Genomic DNA, 16,421 nt, shown 5'->3' on the forward strand with positions numbered 1-16,421 from the left:
GTTCGCATTGCGGAGACGTCCGCCGACTACCCCAGAACCGCAGGGGTGTCCTGGCTTTCACGCCGGAAGAGAGCGCGGTTCCCGCGGAGCGGGGCGGGTGACGCCGGGTCGCTCCCGGGGTGATCGGGCGTCTGGCTTGAGGAGACCGCATGTCGTACGAGCGACACCAGCCAGGAGTCGAGGGAGCGGTCATCGGCTGCGGCTGCGGCGCGACGTCCAGCAGCAGGCGCTCAAGGACTTCGCCCACGCCAAGCAGGCCCGCTTCACCTCCGGCTTCGGCGAGCCGACCTGGCGCAAGAAGCACCGGCACCGACCGGGTACCGGTCTTCAACCGGACGGGACCCCGCTGCTGAACGCCAAGGGGCAAGCAGATCATGGCCCGCAGCATGGTCGTGCGGAAGCTGAACCGGCGGTGGGAACCTCAGCCCGTACGGGCCGGAATCCCCCTCTTGTGAGTTTCAAGAGGGGGAGGATGTCAACATCCTGGTAGTGGCTATTCAGCGGCCCTTGGGCGGGATGCGGCGCGGTGGGGTGAGGGGGCGCTTGGGCATCCGGGGCAGCTTGGGTGCGGGCGGGCGCTTGCTGGATTTGCCGGAAATACGGGCACGCATAAGAAGGCTCCTTTACGTAATGGCAGGGATCGGCATTCGTGGGCCGGGCCGGTCGAGGGCCCCGGCGCATTACAGGTAAAGGCGCATGTCTTAGACGGTAGATGTCCCGTAGTGTGCGGCACAACCGATTTATTCGAGGGGTGCCTCATGGACGAGCGGCGGCTCGTACGCGTGTCCAAGTATGTGGCCAAGCACCTGCGTCACCAGCCTGAACGCATCGGGGTGGTGCTCGACGAGCAGGGGTGGGTGGAGGTCGAGGTCTTTCTGCGGGCGGCCGCCGCGCATGGCTTTCCCATCGGGCGTGACGAGCTGGAGCGGGTGGTACGAGACGACGGCAAGCAGCGTTATGCCCTGGAAGACGGCCGGATCCGGGCCAATCAGGGGCACTCCGTCGTCGTGGACCTCGGCCTTCCGCTGAGTGAGCCGCCCGCGTGGCTTTACCACGGCACCGTGGCGCGGAATCTGGGCGGGATACGGGAGCGGGGGCTGCTGCCGATGGGGCGGCACCATGTGCATCTGTCGCCCGACCGTGAGACGGCTGTGCGGGTGGGGGCGCGGCGGGGGCGGCCGCTGGTGCTGGCGGTGGACGCGGGGGCGATGCGGGCGGACGGGCACGCGTTCCGGGTCAGCGCCAACGGGGTGTGGCTGGCCGAGCGGGTGCCGCCGGAGTACATCGGCTGGCCGTCAGCCTGATCCCGCCTGGAGGTAGGCCAGGACCGCCATGACGCGGCGGTTGTGGTCGTCGGACGGGGGCAGGCCGAGCTTGGCGAAGATGTTGTTGGTGTGTTTGCCGATCGCCTTGTCGGTGACCTGGAAGCGGGCCGCGATGGCCAGGTTGGACAGGCCCTCCGCCATCAGGGCCAGCACCTCCCGCTCGCGTTTCGTCAGCGTGGCAAGCGGCTCGTCCCGGCCGCGGTGGGTGAGGAGCTGGGAGACGACCTCCGGGTCCATCGCGGTGCCGCCGCGGGCGACCTGGCGGACGGCGTCCACGAAGCGGTCGACGTCACCCACCCGGTCCTTCAGCAGGTAGCCGACCCCGCCGGAGCGGTCGGACAGCAGCTCTCTGGCGTAGAGCTGCTCGACGTACTGGGAGAGGATCAGCACCGGCAGCCCGGGGACCTGGCGGCGGGCCTCCAGCGCGGCGCGCAGTCCCTCGTCGGTGAAGCCGGGCGGCAGCCGCACGTCGATCACCGCCACGTCGGGACGGTGATCCACCAGGGCCCGGAGCAGCATGGGGGCGTTGTCCACGGCCTCCACCACGGTGCAGCCGTTCGCCGACAGCAGGCGGACCAGGCCGTCCCTCAGCAGGGCGAGATCTTCGGCGATGACAACGCGCACGGAACCTCCATGATCAGCTCGGTGGGGCCGCCGGGAGGGCTGCTCACGGTGAGCGTGCCGTCGAAGGCGGACAGCCGGTTCTGGACGCCGCGCAGGCCGGTGCCCCGTTCCGGGCGGGCTCCGCCGTGACCGTCGTCGCCCACGGTCAGGCGCAGCACGCCGTCCGCGTGGCCGAGCCGCACCCAGGCCCGGGACGCGGCGCTGTGCTTGGTCACGTTGGTCAGGGCCTCGGCGGCGGCGAAGTACACGGCGGACTCGACGGGTGGCGGCGGGCGGCCGGGCAGGTCCACGTCCAGCTCGACCGGTATCGGGCAGAGCAGCGCGGACGCCTCGACGGCTCCCGTCAGGCCGCGGTCGGCCAGCACCGGGGGGTGGATGCCGCGTACCAGGTCGCGCAGGTCGGTCAGGGCGTCCGCGGCTGCCTCCCGCGCCTCGTCGATCATCCGCAGGGTCTCGCCGGGGTCGCCGCAGCCACGGGCCAGGGCCAGGTGCATGCGGATGGCGATGAGCTTGGCCTGGGCGCCGTCGTGCAGGTCGCGTTCGATGCGGCGCAGTTCCGACTCGTGGGCGTCCAGGACCGCGGCCCGGGACTCGGCCAGCTCCCGGACTCTGACGTCCGGTCTGGAGCGGGGGTCGAGGAGACGCCGGGTCAGCCGGGCCTGGGCGGTGTGGAACAGGGGGACGGACAGGAGGATGAGCACCACGATCGCCAGGCTGGACACGCTCAGGGCGAACGTGTTCAGGTGGCTGGTCTCCACCGGGCGCAGGCGGAAGAAGACGTAGTCCAGGGCGGCCAGCATCGCCCAGGCCACGGCGGGGAAGGCCGGGCCGGTGACGCTGTGGGCGGCCAGCCAGAGAAGGGTGCCGGGGAGCGGCGTCTCTCCGGGACGGGTGCCGGTCCGGGGGAGGATCCGGTCGGCCCGGCGGAGCTGGAACGCGGCGAGGCGGTGCGCGGGCCGGAGGGCGCGCGGGGCGCGGCCGGAAGCGAGGGCCGCTACGGAGGTCACCGCGAGCAGCGTGAGCAGGGCGAGTGCGGCCAGTCCGGTGAGGGTGTTGAGCGCCAGCTCTGCCAGCTGGGTCGCTGTCTTGCGGGCGAGGCTCGCCGTTTCCGGCGTGCGGCCCAGGACTCGTCGGTCTTGCGGGGTTCGTGTCCTGGTCACAGGTGCAGTGTGCCCTGTGCCGGAGCCGTCCGGGGTAGGGCTGGGCCTACCCCGGAGGTGGGGATTCTCCACCTGCCGGGGTGGGCGGGCGCCGATGGCGGGCGGGCTCGTACGGCGGCAGCCTGATCACGTCGACAGCAAGGGGGCGACGGTGATCGAAGTGAGAGGGCTGACCATCCGGTACGGCGGGACGCTCGCCGTGGACGACCTGACCTTCACGGTGAAACCCGGATCGGTGACCGGATTCCTGGGTCCGAACGGCGCGGGCAAGTCGTCCACGATGCGGGCCGTGCTCGGGCTGGAGACGCCCGACGCGGGCGAGGCGCTGGTGAACGGGCGCCCGTACACGGACCTCCGCAGGCCCCTGCGCACGATGGGCGCGCTGCTGGACGCGGCGGCGGTGCACGGCGGAAGGACCGCGCGGGCCCATCTCGGCTGGCTGGCGCGGAGCAACGGCATCGGCGCGGGCCGGGTGGCGCAGGTGCTGGAGCAGGCCGGGCTGGCGGGCGTCGCCGACCGGCGGATCGGCGGGTTCTCCCTGGGCATGAAGCAGCGGCTGGGCATCGCGGCGGCGCTGCTCGGCGACCCGGCGGTGCTGATGTTCGACGAGCCGCTGAACGGGCTGGACCCGGAGGGCATCCGCTGGCTCCGCGGCCTGCTGCGCTCGCTGGCCGACGAGGGCCGCACGGTGCTGCTGTCCAGCCATCTGATGAACGAGATGGCGCTCACCGCCGACCACGTCGTGGTCATCGGACGCGGCCGGCTGATCGCCGACGCCGCGATGCACGCGCTGGCCGCGCATTTCCGGGGAGACGTGCTGGTCCGCACGCCCCGCCCGGACCAGCTCGCCGGCGTGCTGCGCGCGCACGGGGCGGCCGTGGTGCGGGAGGACGACGGCGGCCTGTCCGTCCGCGACCTGGACGCCGCCGAGATCGGGGAGCTGGCGCTGGCGGCGGGGATCGCGCTGGCGGAGCTGTCCCCGCGCGGCGCGTCCCTGGAGGAGGCGTTCCTGCGGCTCACCGGCGACAGCACCGAGCACCGGTCAGGAGGGCGCTAGATGATCGACGTGATCGCGTCGGAGTGGATGAAGCTCCGCTCGCTCCGCTCGAACCTCTACCTGCTGGCCGGCTCGGCGGCGGCCGTCCTGGCTTGCGCCGGGATCGCGTTCATGATCGCCCGCGGGTTCGACAGCCAGACGCCGGACGAGAGGATGGCCTTCCCCGGCAACGGGGACGGCGTCGGCAACGGCATCGCGGTCGCCTACTTCGTGTTCGCCGTGCTCGGCGCCCTGGCGATCACCTCCGAGTACGGCACCGGGATGATCCGGACAAGCCTGGCGGCCGTGCCGCGCCGCCCGGTGTTGTTGCTGGCCAAGGTGCCGGGCCTGGCCGTGGTCGCGCTGGTGGCGGGCCAGGTGCTGGCGTTCGCCATGCACGCGGCCTCGATGGCGGTGCTCGGCGACCGGGCCGGGCAGGTGCTCCGCGACGGGGCGACGCTGGGCACGCCGCTGTCGGAGCCGGGCGTGCCGGCCTCGGTGGTCGCCGCCGGGCTGTCGATGGCGGCGGTCACGCTGATCGGGCTCGGCGTCGGGGCCGCCGTCCGCTCCACCCCCGGTGCGCTGGTGGTGCTGGCCGTGCTCATCGTGGTGCTGCCGACCGCGGTCAGGACGCTGCCCATGCCGCTGCGCGCGCAGGCCGGCTCATTCATGATCGAGAACCTGCCGCTCCAGATCGCGGGGGCCGGCGGCGGGACCCTGCCGCCCGCATCGGCGGCGGGGCTATTGGTCGCGTACGTGGTCGCGGCGCTGACGGCGGGGACCGTGGTGATTTCCCCGGTGGGACACCGGGTGAGGATGCTGGTGGTAGGTGTGGTCGTGGCTGTTCTGGTTTCGGCCGTACCCGCTGTGGCGGCGGCTCCCTCTGGTTCTGGTTCGACGCTGTCCTGGGGTGACTGCGAGGGTGAGAACCTCGTACGGGAGATGCGCTGCGCCTCGATCGAGGTGCCGGTGAACTGGGCCGAACCGGCCGGACGGACGATCGAGCTGACCGTCGGCCTGCTGCCCGCCACCGGAGCGCAGCGCCGCATCGGCACGGTGTTCGCGATCCCCGGCGGGCCGGGCGGCTCCGGGGTGGCGGATCTGAGCGCGAGCGCGGGCAGCTTCGCCGAACTGCGCGGCCGGTTCGACGTCGTGAGCTTCGAGCCGCGCAACACCGTCGACAAGGGCGTGCTCCCGTACGACTGCCTGATCACCGGGCCGTGGATCGGCCTGCCAGGCAGCCGCGCCGAGTACGCCGCGCTGGGCAGGCGCAACCGGGCGGCGGCGGAGCGGTGCCGCGCCGCCGACCCCGAGTTCTTCGACCACCTGGATTCGGCGTCGGTGGCCCGGGACATCGAGGCCGTCCGCGTCGCGCTGGGGGAGGAGAGGCTGAGCTTCATCGCCACCTCCTACGGCGGCGTGCCCGCCATCGCCTACTCCCGGCTGTTCCCCGCAAGGGTGCGGGCGATGGTGTTCGACGGCGCGGCCAACCCGTACCAGGACCGGGCGCGGGGCAGGCTCCCGCACGAGGAGTCCTTCGCCCGCTTCGCCGCCTGGTGCACGGCCGACACCGCCTGCGCGCTGCACGGCCGGGACGCCGGCGCGGTCTGGCGGGCGCTGGTGGCGCGCGCCGACCGGACTCCAGTGCCGGTGGCGGGTGAAGGAGTCGCCTACAGCGGGTTCGACCTGAAGCAGGCCGCCGCGCCCAGCGTCATCTCGCCGGGACCGGCGCCCGAGTTCCCGCGCTGGACCGAGCTGGCCGAGGCGATCGCGCGGGCCGACGGCGGCGACGCCTCCGGGTTCGCCGACTACGTACGCAGGAGCGCGAAGAGCCCGAAGGTGCCCGCGTTCGTGGGGATGAGCATGACGCACTGCCTCGACGGGCTCGGGTTCCGCGACTACGACGAGTACCGCGCCAGACGGCGTGCGGGGGAGCGGCTGCTGCCGAACCTCGCCGGGATCGAGCTGTGGCACCCGCTCGCCTGTGTCGGCTGGCCGGCGCCCGCCACCAACCCGCCCGCGCCGCTGCCGGCCGGGGAGCTGCCGCCCTACCTGGGCGTCGGCTCCTGGACGGACTTCGACGGCACCGCGGACCTGGTGCGGCGGGTGCCCGGGTCGGCCGCCGTCCAGTACCAGGGTTACGGTCACGGGCTCTACAACAGCGGCGTGTCCTGCGTCGTCGCGCACGTCAACCGCTATCTGATCAGCCTGCGCCTCCCGGCGCCGGGCACCGCGTGCCGCGCGGCGGCTTCCTGAGTGAGGAGAAGAGGCGTACCGTCGGCGGGAGGACGACATGAGCGAGTACGCCAAGTCAAGGGAGCTCGGAGAGCAGGCCCGAGAGCAAGCGTGGACCCGCCCGAGCTTCGCCAAGCAGCTGTTCCTCGGAGATCTCCGGCTGGAGCTGGTGCATCCCGCGCCCGCCCCGGCGGAGGAGGCGGCCAAACGGGGTGAGGAGTTCGTCCGGGCCGTCCGGCGCTATCTGGACGCGCATGTCGATCCCGCCCGGATCGAGCGGGACGGGGTCATCCCGGACGAGGTGGTCAAGGGCCTGGCCGGTCTGGGGGCCTTCGGGATCACGATCAGTGAGGAGTACGGCGGGCTCGGCCTGCCCTACCTGTACTACTGCCGGGCGCTCATGCTGGTCGGCTCGTACTGCCCGGCGCTGGGGACGCTGCTGTCGGCGCATCAGTCGATCGGGGTGCCGCAGCCGCTGAAGCTGTTCGGCAGCGAGGAGCAGAAGCGGGAGTTCCTGCCCAGGTGCGCGCGGGGCGAGCTCTCCGCGTTCCTGCTCACCGAGCCGGATGTGGGTTCCGACCCGGCCCGGCTGTCGACCACCGCGGTGCGCGACGGCGACGCGTACGTGCTCGACGGGGTCAAGTTGTGGACCACCAACGGCGTGGTGGCCGACCTGCTCGTGGTGATGGCCCGTACCGGGGAGAAGATCAGCGCATTCGTGGTCGAGGCGGACACGCCGGGCATCACCGTGCGGCGGCGGAACGCGTTCATGGGGCTGCGCGGGATCGAGAACGGGGTGACGGAGTTCTCCCAGGTCAGGGTTCCGGCGAAGAACCTGATCGGGCGGGAGGGCGAAGGGCTGAAGATCGCGCTGACGACGCTGAACACCGGGCGGCTGTCGCTGCCCGCCTCCTGCGCCGGGCACGCCAAGTGGGCCGTGAAGATCGCCCGCGAGTGGGGCAACGCCCGCGTCCAGTGGGGGCGCAAGATCGGTGAGCACGAGGCCGTGGCGGGCAAGATCGCTTTCATCGCCGCGACCGCGTACGCTCTCGAAGCCGTCTCGGACCTGACCGCGCGGCTGGCCGACGGCATGGGCAGCGACATCCGTATCGAGGCGGCGCTGGCCAAGCTGTACGCGACCGAGCTGGCGTACCAGGTGCTCGACGAACTGGTCCAGATCAGGGGAGGGCGCGGGTACGAGACCGCCGAGTCGCTGGCGGCGCGCGGCGAGCGGGGCGTCCCGGCCGAGCAGATGCTCCGCGACACCCGTATCAACCGCATCTTCGAGGGCTCGTCCGAGATCATGCGGCTGCTCATCACCCGCGAGGCCGTCGACGCCCACCTGAGCGCCGCCGGCGAGCTGATCGACCCGGACGCCTCCCGGCAGCAGCGCGCGCGGGCGCTGCGGCGGGCCGGCCGCTTCTACGCGCGCTGGCTGCCGTCGCTGGTCACCGGCGCGGGGCAGCTGCCCGCCGCCTACGGCGAGTTCGGCCCGCTCGCCACGCATCTGCGGTACGTGGAGCGGACCAGCCGCAAGCTGGCCAGGTCCCTCTTCTACGGCATGTCCCGCTGGCAGGGGAGGCTGGAGCACCGGCAGGCGTTCCTCGGCCGGATCGTCGACATCGGCGCCGAGCTGTTCGCCATGACCGCAACGTGCGTCAAGGCCGATGAGGACGTCGCCGACCTCGGACGCCGCCCGCAGGAGCTGGCCGACACCTTCTGCCGGCAGGCCAGGCTGCGGGCGGACGCGCTGTTCGCCCGGCTCTGGGACAACAGCGACGACCAGGACGCACGGCTGGCCCGGTACGTGCTCGGCGGCCGGTACGACTTCCTGGAGGAGGGCATCCTCGACCCGTCCATCGACGGTCCGTGGATCGGGGCGCCGGAGGGCGGGGAGAACGTCCGGAGGAAAGTGGTCTAGACCGCCAGTGCGCATCCGGTGGCCTGGATGTTGCCGATCCGCAACATACCGGTATAGACCGGCTGGCGAATCCCGGTTTACGCTTGCGCACACGCGTGGCGCCGTGACGGTCGCGGCTCCATCCACCTGGGCAGGGTCTGGCGAGCTGGTACGGACCAGCCCGACCCGTCCGATGAGAAGGCGGTACTTACGGTGAGAATGAGACTTGTGGGCGGCGCCGCTCTCGGCCTGGCTACCGTGCTGGCCCTGTCGAGCTGTGGCTCCGGCGCGTCAGAAGGCGGCGACCAGGCGGCGGACGGCCAGGTCACGCTGAAGATGGTCGCCGCCGACTACGGCGACGGCCCCGGCAAGCCCAACTCCGGCGAGAACTTCTGGAAGGGCGTCGTCGACGAGTTCGAGGCGGCCAACCCCGACATCAAGGTCGACGTCCAGGTCATCAACTGGAACGACATCGACAAGCAGGTCGCCACCATGATCCAGAACGGTCAGGTGCCCGACATCCTGCAGACCGGCGACTACTCCGGCTTCGTCGCCGACGGCCTGCTCTACAAGGTCGACGAGGTCCTGTCGCCCGAGGTGTCCGGCGACATGCTGGAGAAGTTCGCCGAGTTCGGCAAGGTCGACGGCACCGCCTACGGCATCCCGTTCGTGTCCTCCGCCCGCGCCCTCTTCTACAACAAGGACCTGTTCGACCAGGCCGGCGTCGCCGAGCCGCCCAAGACCTGGGACGAGCTCAAGGCCGCCGCCGAGAAGCTCAAGGCCGCCGGCGTCAGCCAGCCGTTCGGCCTGCCGCTCGGCCAGGAGGAGGCCCAGGCCGAGTCGTTCCTGTGGATGCTCGGCAACGGCGGCGGCTACAAGGACGCCTCCGGCAACTGGGCGATCAACTCGGCGCAGAACGTCGAGACCTTCACCTACCTCAAGGGCCTGGTCGACGCCGGACTGACCACCCCCAACCCCGGCACCAAGGACCGCAAGACCGTCTGGGAGGACTTCGGCGCAGGCAAGGTCGGCATGGTCAACGGCGGCCCCATGTCCATCCCGATCTTCGACGCGGCCGGCCTGAAGAACTACGGCGTCGCCCCCATCCCCGGCAAGGACGGCCCGCTCGACACCACCCTCGGCGTCATGGACTGGATCATGGCGTTCAACCAGAACGGCAACGCCGAGCAGATCAAGAAGTTCTTCGACCACTTCTACACCGGCTCGGCGGCCGAGAAGATCAGCGAAACCTACAAGCTGCTGCCCGTCACCAACGGCGGCATCCAGAAGCTGTCCGGCGACGAGAAGCTCAAGCCCTTCCTCGACGCCCTGCCCAACGCCAGCTTCTACCCCTTCCAGGACCCGAAGTGGGCCGAGCTGAACCCCGCCATCAAGCAGACCATCGGCGGCGCCGTCAAGGACGACCCCGCCGCGGTTCTCGGCGAACTCCAGAAGACCGCCGAGGCCGGCTGAGCTACGGGGGCCTGTAAGGCCGGCGCCCGCGGGCGCCGGCCTTACCTCCACGGAGGAGCTTTATGAGAAGGTTGCGCGCCCTGGAGCCGCTGGCCTGGGTCGGGCCCGCAGTGGCGCTGATCGCGTTCGTCGTGCTCTGGCCGGTCGTCGAGATGATCCGGTCCTCGTTCCTGCAGATCAGCCGGGTCGGCATCGTCCGCGGCTGGAACGGCTTCGCCAACTACGAGAAGCTGTTCGCCGAGAAGGACTTCGCGGACATCATGATCCGCAGCGTGATCTGGGTGGTGGCCGTCGTCGCCCTCACCGTGCTGATCTCGCTCGCCCTCGCCCAGCTGTTCAACCAGCGCTTCCCCGGCCGCAAAGTCGCCCGGTGGGCCCTCATCGCGCCCTGGGCCGCGTCCGTGCTGATGACCGCCATCGTCTTCCGGTGGATGCTCGACCCCGAAGTCGGCATCATCAACCAGATCAGGCTCAAACTCGGGCTCATCGACGCGCTCGGCGGCGCCGCCGCCGACCAGCTCGGCGACGCCTCCACCGCCATGCCGTGGCTGGTGTTCGTCGCGGTCTTCGTCTCCATCCCCTTCACCACGTACGCGCTGCTCGCCGGACTCGCCACCATCCCGGCCGACGTGTACGAAGCGGCCAAGATGGACGGAGCCTCCCGGCTGCGCACCTACTGGTCGATCACGCTGCCGCTGCTGCGACCCGCGCTGACCGTGGCCGTGCTGATCAACATGATGAACGTCTTCAACAGCTTCCCGATCATCTGGGCCATGACGCACGGCCAGCCCGGATACTCGACCGCCACCTCGACGATCTTCATGTTCATCCTCAAGGGCTCCGACATCGGCGAATCCGCCGCCATGTCGGTGGTCAACTTCGGAATGGTGCTCGTGATCACCGCGGTCTTCCTCAAGATCTCGCGCTGGAACAAGGCGGTGTCGTGATGGCAGTGGAAACCGCCCCCAAGGCGCCTGCCCGTCCCTCCCATGCCCGGCCCTCGCCGGCGGGGCACAGCGGGATGCCTCGGCTCAAGACCACGGTGACCGCGGCGGTCGCGTATGTGATCGCTTTTATTTTCCTGTTCCCGTATCTGGTGATGCTGCTGACCTCGCTGCGTCCCCAGGAGACACTTCGCGACGCCACCATCCTGCCGACCCAGTGGGAGTGGTCCAACCTCGTCAACTTCTGGAGCAGCGGGCTCGCGGGGAACCTGGTGGTCACTCTTCAGGTGGCTGCCGGGTCTACTGTGCTGGTGCTCTTGGTGGCGTTGCCGGCTGCTTACTATGCGGCTCGGCACAACTTCCGGGGGCGGACCTTCTTTCTGATCCTGGTGCTGATCACGCAGATGTTTCAGCCGACGGCCATGCTGGTGGGGATCTATCGGGAGTTCTCGCAGCTTGGGCTCGTTGACTCTGTGTGGTCGTTGATCCTGGTCAACGGGGGGTTCAACCTGGCGTTCGCGGTGTGGATCCTCACCGCGTACTTCTCCTCCATTCCGCGTGAGCTGGAAGAGGCCGCGTTCATCGACGGGAACGGGAGGTTCGGGGCGCTGTTCCGGATCACGCTTCCGCTGGCGATGCCCGGGGTGATCACGGCGCTGATCTTCACGTTCATCGCTGCCTGGAACGAGTTCGTCGTGGCACTGACCTTGACCACCACGCCCGAGAACCAGCCGCTGACCGTGGCGCTCAACTCCTTCATCGGCCAGTACCAAGTGGACTGGCAGAACCTCTTCGCCGGCTCGGTGATCGCCACCATCCCGGTGATCATCCTGTTCGCGTTGATCGAGCGGAAGGTGGTCGGCGGGCTGACCGCCGGATCCATCAAGTGACGTCTTACGGCGAGGGCCCCTGGATGTGGGGGCCCTGGCCTCATTAAAGGCATGGTCCTCGCCCGGAGACGCGCTTCGCGCGATTCGGCTCGGGTTGTGTGGTGCGGGGGCTTCGCCCCCGCGTTGTTCAAAGGCGCGGCCTTCGCGGTGGGAGGCGCTTCGCGCCGGTCGGCTCAGACTGTGTTGTGCGGGGGCAAGCCCCCGCGGCCCCCGGGCGAGGGGGCTGCCGCCCCCTCGCGCTCCCCGGCCCCTGCCCGTTTCCTTCGGCCACGGTGGAAGCCTCCTCTGCGGGATCGTTTGTGAAGGATCGTCTTGCCGCTTGAAGGGGTGTCTTACCGCTGCTGCCGGAGAGGCGTACTCTGCGCCAGGTGGACGGGGAGCGGCGTGGCCGGTTGATCCTGGTGTGCGGGTTGCCGGGGTCGGGGAAGACGACGCTGGCCACGCGACTGGCTCGTGAGCTTCCGGCTGTGCGGCTCTGTCCTGATGAGTGGCTGGATCGGCTGGGTTTCGATCTGCACGCACCTGGGCCGCGTGACCGGCTCGAAGGGCTCTTCCGGGAGCATGCGCTGGACCTGGCCCGGCTCGGGCAGACCGTGATCCTGGAGTTCGGGTTCTGGAGCCGGGCAGAGCGGGACGAGTTGCGGCTGCGGGCGCGGCAGGTAGGGGTAGCGGTCGAGCTGCGTTATCTCGGCGCTTCGGTGGACGAGCTATGGGAGCGGTTGGCGATCCGGAACAGGAGCGGCGGGGCGGGCACGGCCGTGGTGACGAGGGAGATGATCGAGGAGTGGGCGACGATCTTCGAGACGCCCGATGAGGGAGAACTCGCCCTTTTCGACGAGCCACGCCTTGCCTGACTGCGGGTAGGGCGGCGTTCGTAGCTCCTACGGGGCGACCTGTTCTCCCGTGGAATCACCTGCTCTCCCGTGGAAAGGGACCGGGGAGCGTGAGGGAACGGTATCTCTCTTGCCCCGGGGCGCGGGGGCCGCCACGGGCAACACATCGGCCTTTGCGCAATTGATCGTGACTGATGAGTCGGGGGCCCGCAGCTTCCGGCGGCATGGTTCCGGCAGGCATAGCCGCACGCCGCCGGACGTGATCAGACGTCCGAGCGCTGGGGGCCGGGGCCGATCTCGCGGACGACGGTGTAGGTGGGGATTCCGGACATCCGTGGTTCAGCCCTGCCGGACAGGCCCTCCAGCGCCTTACCGATGGCGGCCATCCGGCCCTCGGTGTCGGAGGTCTCCACGAAGTGGCGGTAGTCCGCCTCGCTCGCCCAGTGCACGATGTTGTATACGCGGGTGCCGTCGGTGCTCACGTGGAAGCGGGCCGAGCGGTAGCCGGGGTAGAAACGCACCCACCGCTCCTGGATCTCGGCGAAGGCACTTGGATGACACCCGGAATCCGCAGTGGTCCGTGGCAGGGCCGCGCAGACCTTGATCAGCGACATCCCTTCCGAGAGCGCCGGCCGTAAAACGGTTTCGCGTCGTGGGCAGGGACCGGGGGGCGCGAGGGGGCGGTAGCTCCCTCGCCGGGGGCGCGGGGGCTTGCCCCCGCACAACACAGTCTGAGCCGACCGGCGCGAAGCGCCTCCCACCGCGAAGGCCGCGCCTTTGAACAACGCGGGGGCGAAGCCCCCGCACTACACAGCCCGAGCTGGAATCGCGCGAAGCGCGTCTCCGGGCGAGGACCATGCCGTTGAGGCGGAAACCGGCTAAGGATCAGCCGGGGACGCGGGCGACGCAGAAGACCGTCTGTCCGAATGGGGGCCGGATGAAGCGTTCGATGAGCCGGGTCATCGGCACCACCGTCCGGTCGTAGATCTTGACCAGCCGCGGGTCCGGGTACCCGACGCCGCCCCGCCGCACCGCCGCCCACCAGGCGATCCCGCCGAGGAAGTTGATCGGCTTGAGGACTTCTATGTCCAGCTCCGCCCGCTTCACGGCGTCGGCCAGCGTCTTGGGCGTGTACCGCCGCACATGCCCGACCTTCCGGTCGAAGTCCCCGTACAACTGCATATATCCCGGCACCCAGATGACGATCCGCCCACCAGGAAGCGTGACCCGAGCCAGCGACCGAAGGGCCTCGGCATCGTCCTCGATGTGTTCGAGAACGTTCATCATCACGACCGTGTCGACCTTGTCGTCGAGCGGAATCTCGGTCGGCAGCGCGAACTGCAGCACGCCCACGTCATCGCGTTCGGCGAAGCGTTTCTTGAGCTGTTCGACGCAGTAGGGGTCGAAGTCGCTGACGACGAGCCGGTCGAGCCGCGGCAGGAACTGTTCGGCGAAGTGCCCGAGCCCGGACCCGATCTCCAGCAGGGACCGGCCGACGTGCGGGGCGACCATGTCGTACTCGTACTTCCGGTAGTTCCGGGCCTCGTCACCACCGAGGTGGTTCTCCAGGGCTCCGTCACCGGCCGCCGGTTGGACTACACGGTCGTATCCAGAAGACATAGTCGCCGATCCTTACAAGGGGTCGCGGGAATGGCCAGAGTCTAGTGCCCGGTCAGCTCCAAAGGTCACCTGAACGCCCTTCCGCGCGGGCCACGAATGCGGTGGAATCGGGCGACGCCCATGGACGACGACGAGGCCATCGCCCGCTCGCTGGAGGGTGACCTGAGCGCCTACGAGGTGCTGGTCGCCCGCTACAGCGCGCTCGCGCACCGCACCGCGGCCCTGCTGGGCGCCCGTGACGAGGCGGAGGACGTGGTGCAGGAGGCGTTCGTCAAGGCGTTCCGGCATCTGGGGTCGTTCCGGCGCGGCGCGGCGTTCCGCCCGTGGCTGCTGCGCATCGTGGCGAACGAGACGCACAATCTGACGCGGGCGCGCGGCCGCAGGTCGGATCTGACGGTACGGCTGAGCGCGACGGCGGACGCGAAGGCCCCGGACGACCCGGCGGGCGCGGCGGTGGCGACGGATCGGCGGGCGAGGCTGCTGGAGGCGGTGCGGGCGCTGCCGGAGCGGGAACGCAGCGCGGTCGTCTGCCGGTATTTCCTGCAGCTGTCGGAGGCGGAGACCGCCCAGGTGCTCGGCTGGCCGGTCGGCACGGTCAAGTCCAGGACGCATCGCGGCCTGGCGAGGCTCAGGGAGGAGGCGGGGGATGGGCTCGGATGAGCGGTTCGACGATCTGGAGGCCGAGCTGCGCGCCCTGGGCTCCTCTCTCGACGTGCCGGTCCCGCCGCCGGAGCGGGTGGCGTCGTCCGTACGGGCGAGGCTGGAGAAACCGGTCAGGCGGTGGCGGCTGGTCGCGGCGGCGGTGGCCGCGTTGGTGGCGGTGACGGCGGCGACCCCGCAGGGCAGGGACGCGGTGGTCGCGATCCTCCGGCAGGCAGGGATCGAGCTGCGGCTCGGCGGCGAGACACCGCCGCCGGTGCGGACGCAGGCGCCGCTGCCGGGGGAGCGGGACGTGCCGCTGGACGAGGTCGCCGCGCAGGTCGACTTCCCGGTCAGGACTCCGGCCGCGCTCGGCGAGCCGGCGCGGGTGACGGTCGCGGACGGCGGCCGGGTGGTGTCGATGTTCTGGCGGGACGGCGTCCGGCTGGACCAGTTCGGCGGCCGGCTGGACCCGTTCTTCTTCAAGAAAGTCGGCCCGCCGTTTCCCGAGACGGCCGAGGTCGACGGCGTGACCGGCTTCTGGGTGTCGGGCTCGCACCCGCTCGGCTACCTCACCCGGGAGGGCGGCGGCGAGATCCCGCTGCGCCAGGCCGGGCCCACGCTCATCTGGCAGCGGGGCGACGTCGGCCACCGGCTGGAGGGCGCGCGGTCGATGGCCCGCGCGGTCGAGCTGGCCCGTTCACTCCGGTGAGGCCAGCCAGCCGTCGACGCCCCGCAGCAGCTCCTTGCGCACCGCCTCGGGCGCGGCCGACGACCTGATCGACTGGCGTGCCAGCTCGGCGATCTCCGCGTCGCTGAACCCGTACACCTCTCTGGCCAGCTCGTACTGGCGCAGCAGCCGCGCCCCGAACAGCAGCGGGTCGTCGGAGCCGAGCGCGATCGGCACCCCCGCCTCGAAGAGACGGCGCAGCGGCACGTCGGCCGCCCGGTCGGCGACCCCGAGGCCGACGTTGCTGGTCGGGCAGACCTCGCAGCAGATCTCGCGGTCGGCGAGCCGTTCCATCAGCCGGTCGTCCTCGGCGGCGCGCACGCCGTGGCCCACCCGGTCGGCGCCGAGGTCGTCGACGCACTGGGCCACGCTCCGCGGCCCCTGCAGCTCGCCGCCGTGCGGCACGGCCAGCAGCCCGGCCCGTTTGGCGATGCGGAACGCCCGGTCGAAGTCGCGGGCCTGGCCGCGCCGTTCGTCGTTGGACAGGCCGAACCCGACCACGCCCCGGCCGGTGTACTGGGCGGCCAGCCGGGCGAGCGTGTTGGCGTCGAGGGGATGCCTGGTGCGGTTGGCGGCGACCACGACCGCGATGCCGGCGCCCGTCGCCTTGGACGCCTGCTCGACCGCGTCCAGCACCAGCTCCAGCGTGGCCGTGAGGCCGCCGAACAGCTGCTGGTAGCCGGACGGGTCGACCTGGATCTCCAGCCAGCGCGACCCGGCCGCCACCTCGTCCTCGGCGGTCTCGCGGAGCAGCCGGTAGACGTGCTCCGGCCGCCGCAGCACCGACCGGGCGATGTCGTACAGCCGCTGGAACCGGAACCAGCCCCGCTCGTCGGTCGCCCGCAGCCTCGGCGGCCAGTCTTCCTCCAGCGCGTCGGGCAGGTGGAGACCCTGCTCCCTGGCCAGCTCGATCAGCGTCGAGTGGCGCATGGAGCCGGTGAAGTGAAGGTGCAGGTGGGCCTTGGGAAGTGTGAGCAGGGACCGTGCCATCGCCATATTTTGCCACTGGACC

General features: G+C 70.7%; 15 protein-coding genes. 10 read left to right on the top strand and 5 right to left on the bottom strand.

What is annotated here, in order from left to right; all coding sequences use genetic code 11:
- Nucleotides 1-758: 758 nt before the first annotated feature.
- The gene (locus tag AB0J42_RS30200) at nt 759-1,304 is read left to right on the top strand and encodes an RNA 2'-phosphotransferase (protein ID WP_364300351.1); all 546 of its coding nucleotides are present in this window, start codon (nt 759-761) and stop codon (nt 1,302-1,304) included.
- Here the strand turns inward: AB0J42_RS30200 and AB0J42_RS30205 are convergent.
- Both AB0J42_RS30205 and AB0J42_RS30210 read right to left on the bottom strand, forming a co-directional pair.
- Nucleotides 1,296-1,949 (bottom strand): response regulator transcription factor, encoded by a 654-nt coding sequence (locus tag AB0J42_RS30205; RefSeq protein WP_364300353.1) that lies wholly within the window; start codon nt 1,947-1,949, stop codon nt 1,296-1,298. The genes AB0J42_RS30200 and AB0J42_RS30205 overlap by 9 nt on opposite strands.
- Nucleotides 1,913-3,109 carry a histidine kinase gene (locus AB0J42_RS30210; protein ID WP_364300355.1) on the bottom strand — a complete coding sequence of 399 codons (1,197 nt, stop codon included), beginning with the start codon at nt 3,107-3,109 and terminating at the stop codon, nt 1,913-1,915. Before AB0J42_RS30210 ends, AB0J42_RS30205 begins: the two co-directional genes overlap by 37 nt.
- A 151-nt stretch (nt 3,110-3,260) precedes the next feature.
- Here AB0J42_RS30210 and AB0J42_RS30215 point away from each other — a divergent pair, with 151 nt between their 5' ends.
- The 7 genes from AB0J42_RS30215 (at nt 3,261) to AB0J42_RS30245 (ending at nt 12,441) form a co-directional block, all read left to right on the top strand.
- Nucleotides 3,261-4,166: an ATP-binding cassette domain-containing protein gene (locus tag AB0J42_RS30215; RefSeq protein ID WP_364300357.1), complete on the top strand. Its 906-nt coding sequence runs from the start codon at nt 3,261-3,263 to the stop codon at nt 4,164-4,166.
- Complete coding sequence (locus tag AB0J42_RS30220; RefSeq protein WP_364300359.1) at nt 4,167-6,401, top strand: alpha/beta fold hydrolase; 2,235 nt, start codon at nt 4,167-4,169, stop codon at nt 6,399-6,401.
- 37 nt (nt 6,402-6,438) lie between these two features.
- Nucleotides 6,439-8,301 (top strand): acyl-CoA dehydrogenase family protein, encoded by a 1,863-nt coding sequence (locus tag AB0J42_RS30225; protein WP_364300361.1) that lies wholly within the window; start codon nt 6,439-6,441, stop codon nt 8,299-8,301.
- Nucleotides 8,302-8,499: 198 nt separating this feature from the next.
- Nucleotides 8,500-9,753: an extracellular solute-binding protein gene (locus tag AB0J42_RS30230; protein ID WP_364300408.1), complete on the top strand. Its 1,254-nt coding sequence runs from the start codon at nt 8,500-8,502 to the stop codon at nt 9,751-9,753.
- Nucleotides 9,754-9,815: 62 nt separating this feature from the next.
- Complete coding sequence (locus AB0J42_RS30235) at nt 9,816-10,700, top strand: sugar ABC transporter permease (protein WP_364300363.1); 885 nt, start codon at nt 9,816-9,818, stop codon at nt 10,698-10,700.
- Nucleotides 10,700-11,587, top strand: a complete 888-nt coding sequence (locus AB0J42_RS30240) for a carbohydrate ABC transporter permease (RefSeq protein ID WP_364300410.1) — start codon at nt 10,700-10,702, stop codon at nt 11,585-11,587. The genes AB0J42_RS30235 and AB0J42_RS30240 overlap by 1 nt, the downstream gene beginning before the upstream one ends.
- A 368-nt stretch (nt 11,588-11,955) precedes the next feature.
- Nucleotides 11,956-12,441 (top strand): ATP-binding protein, encoded by a 486-nt coding sequence (locus AB0J42_RS30245; protein WP_364300365.1) that lies wholly within the window; start codon nt 11,956-11,958, stop codon nt 12,439-12,441.
- A 242-nt stretch (nt 12,442-12,683) separates the two neighbouring features.
- On the opposite strand, the gene AB0J42_RS30250 is transcribed toward AB0J42_RS30245, so the two are convergent.
- Nucleotides 12,684-12,941, bottom strand: a complete 258-nt coding sequence (locus AB0J42_RS30250) for an antibiotic biosynthesis monooxygenase (RefSeq protein ID WP_364300367.1) — start codon at nt 12,939-12,941, stop codon at nt 12,684-12,686.
- A 364-nt stretch (nt 12,942-13,305) separates the two neighbouring features.
- Entirely contained in the window at nt 13,306-14,040 is a 735-nt protein-coding gene (locus AB0J42_RS30255; RefSeq protein WP_364300369.1) for a class I SAM-dependent methyltransferase, read from the bottom strand.
- A gap of 120 nt (nt 14,041-14,160) precedes the next feature.
- Here AB0J42_RS30255 and AB0J42_RS30260 point away from each other — a divergent pair, with 120 nt between their 5' ends.
- Both AB0J42_RS30260 and AB0J42_RS30265 read left to right on the top strand, forming a co-directional pair.
- Nucleotides 14,161-14,700 carry an RNA polymerase sigma factor gene (locus AB0J42_RS30260; RefSeq protein WP_364300371.1) on the top strand — a complete coding sequence of 180 codons (540 nt, stop codon included), beginning with the start codon at nt 14,161-14,163 and terminating at the stop codon, nt 14,698-14,700.
- Nucleotides 14,687-15,391, top strand: coding sequence for a hypothetical protein (locus AB0J42_RS30265; RefSeq protein ID WP_364300373.1), 705 nt, complete (start codon nt 14,687-14,689; stop codon nt 15,389-15,391). Before AB0J42_RS30260 ends, AB0J42_RS30265 begins: the two co-directional genes overlap by 14 nt.
- On the opposite strand, the gene AB0J42_RS30270 is transcribed toward AB0J42_RS30265, so the two are convergent.
- Nucleotides 15,380-16,399, bottom strand: a complete 1,020-nt coding sequence (locus tag AB0J42_RS30270; protein WP_364300374.1) for an adenosine deaminase — start codon at nt 16,397-16,399, stop codon at nt 15,380-15,382. The genes AB0J42_RS30265 and AB0J42_RS30270 overlap by 12 nt on opposite strands.
- Nucleotides 16,400-16,421 lie beyond the last annotated feature (22 nt).

Source organism: Nonomuraea sp. NPDC049649 (assembly GCF_040675175.1).
Lineage (GTDB): Bacteria > Actinomycetota > Actinomycetes > Streptosporangiales > Streptosporangiaceae > Nonomuraea.

Excerpts from the sequence above, each read along its gene's own strand:
- AB0J42_RS30200 (WP_364300351.1), top strand. The coding sequence starts at position 759 with ATGGACGAGCGGCGGCTCGTACGCGTGTCCAAGTATGTGGCCAAGCAC.
- AB0J42_RS30220 (WP_364300359.1), top strand. The coding sequence starts at position 4,167 with ATGATCGACGTGATCGCGTCGGAGTGGATGAAGCTCCGCTCGCTCCGC.
- AB0J42_RS30225 (WP_364300361.1), top strand. The coding sequence starts at position 6,439 with ATGAGCGAGTACGCCAAGTCAAGGGAGCTCGGAGAGCAGGCCCGAGAG.
- AB0J42_RS30230 (WP_364300408.1), top strand. The coding sequence starts at position 8,500 with ATGAGACTTGTGGGCGGCGCCGCTCTCGGCCTGGCTACCGTGCTGGCC.
- AB0J42_RS30235 (WP_364300363.1), top strand. The coding sequence starts at position 9,816 with ATGAGAAGGTTGCGCGCCCTGGAGCCGCTGGCCTGGGTCGGGCCCGCA.
- AB0J42_RS30240 (WP_364300410.1), top strand. The coding sequence starts at position 10,700 with ATGGCAGTGGAAACCGCCCCCAAGGCGCCTGCCCGTCCCTCCCATGCC.
- AB0J42_RS30255 (WP_364300369.1), bottom strand. The coding sequence starts at position 14,040 with ATGTCTTCTGGATACGACCGTGTAGTCCAACCGGCGGCCGGTGACGGA.
- AB0J42_RS30260 (WP_364300371.1), top strand. The coding sequence starts at position 14,161 with ATGGACGACGACGAGGCCATCGCCCGCTCGCTGGAGGGTGACCTGAGC.
- AB0J42_RS30265 (WP_364300373.1), top strand. The coding sequence starts at position 14,687 with ATGGGCTCGGATGAGCGGTTCGACGATCTGGAGGCCGAGCTGCGCGCC.
- AB0J42_RS30270 (WP_364300374.1), bottom strand. The coding sequence starts at position 16,399 with ATGGCACGGTCCCTGCTCACACTTCCCAAGGCCCACCTGCACCTTCAC.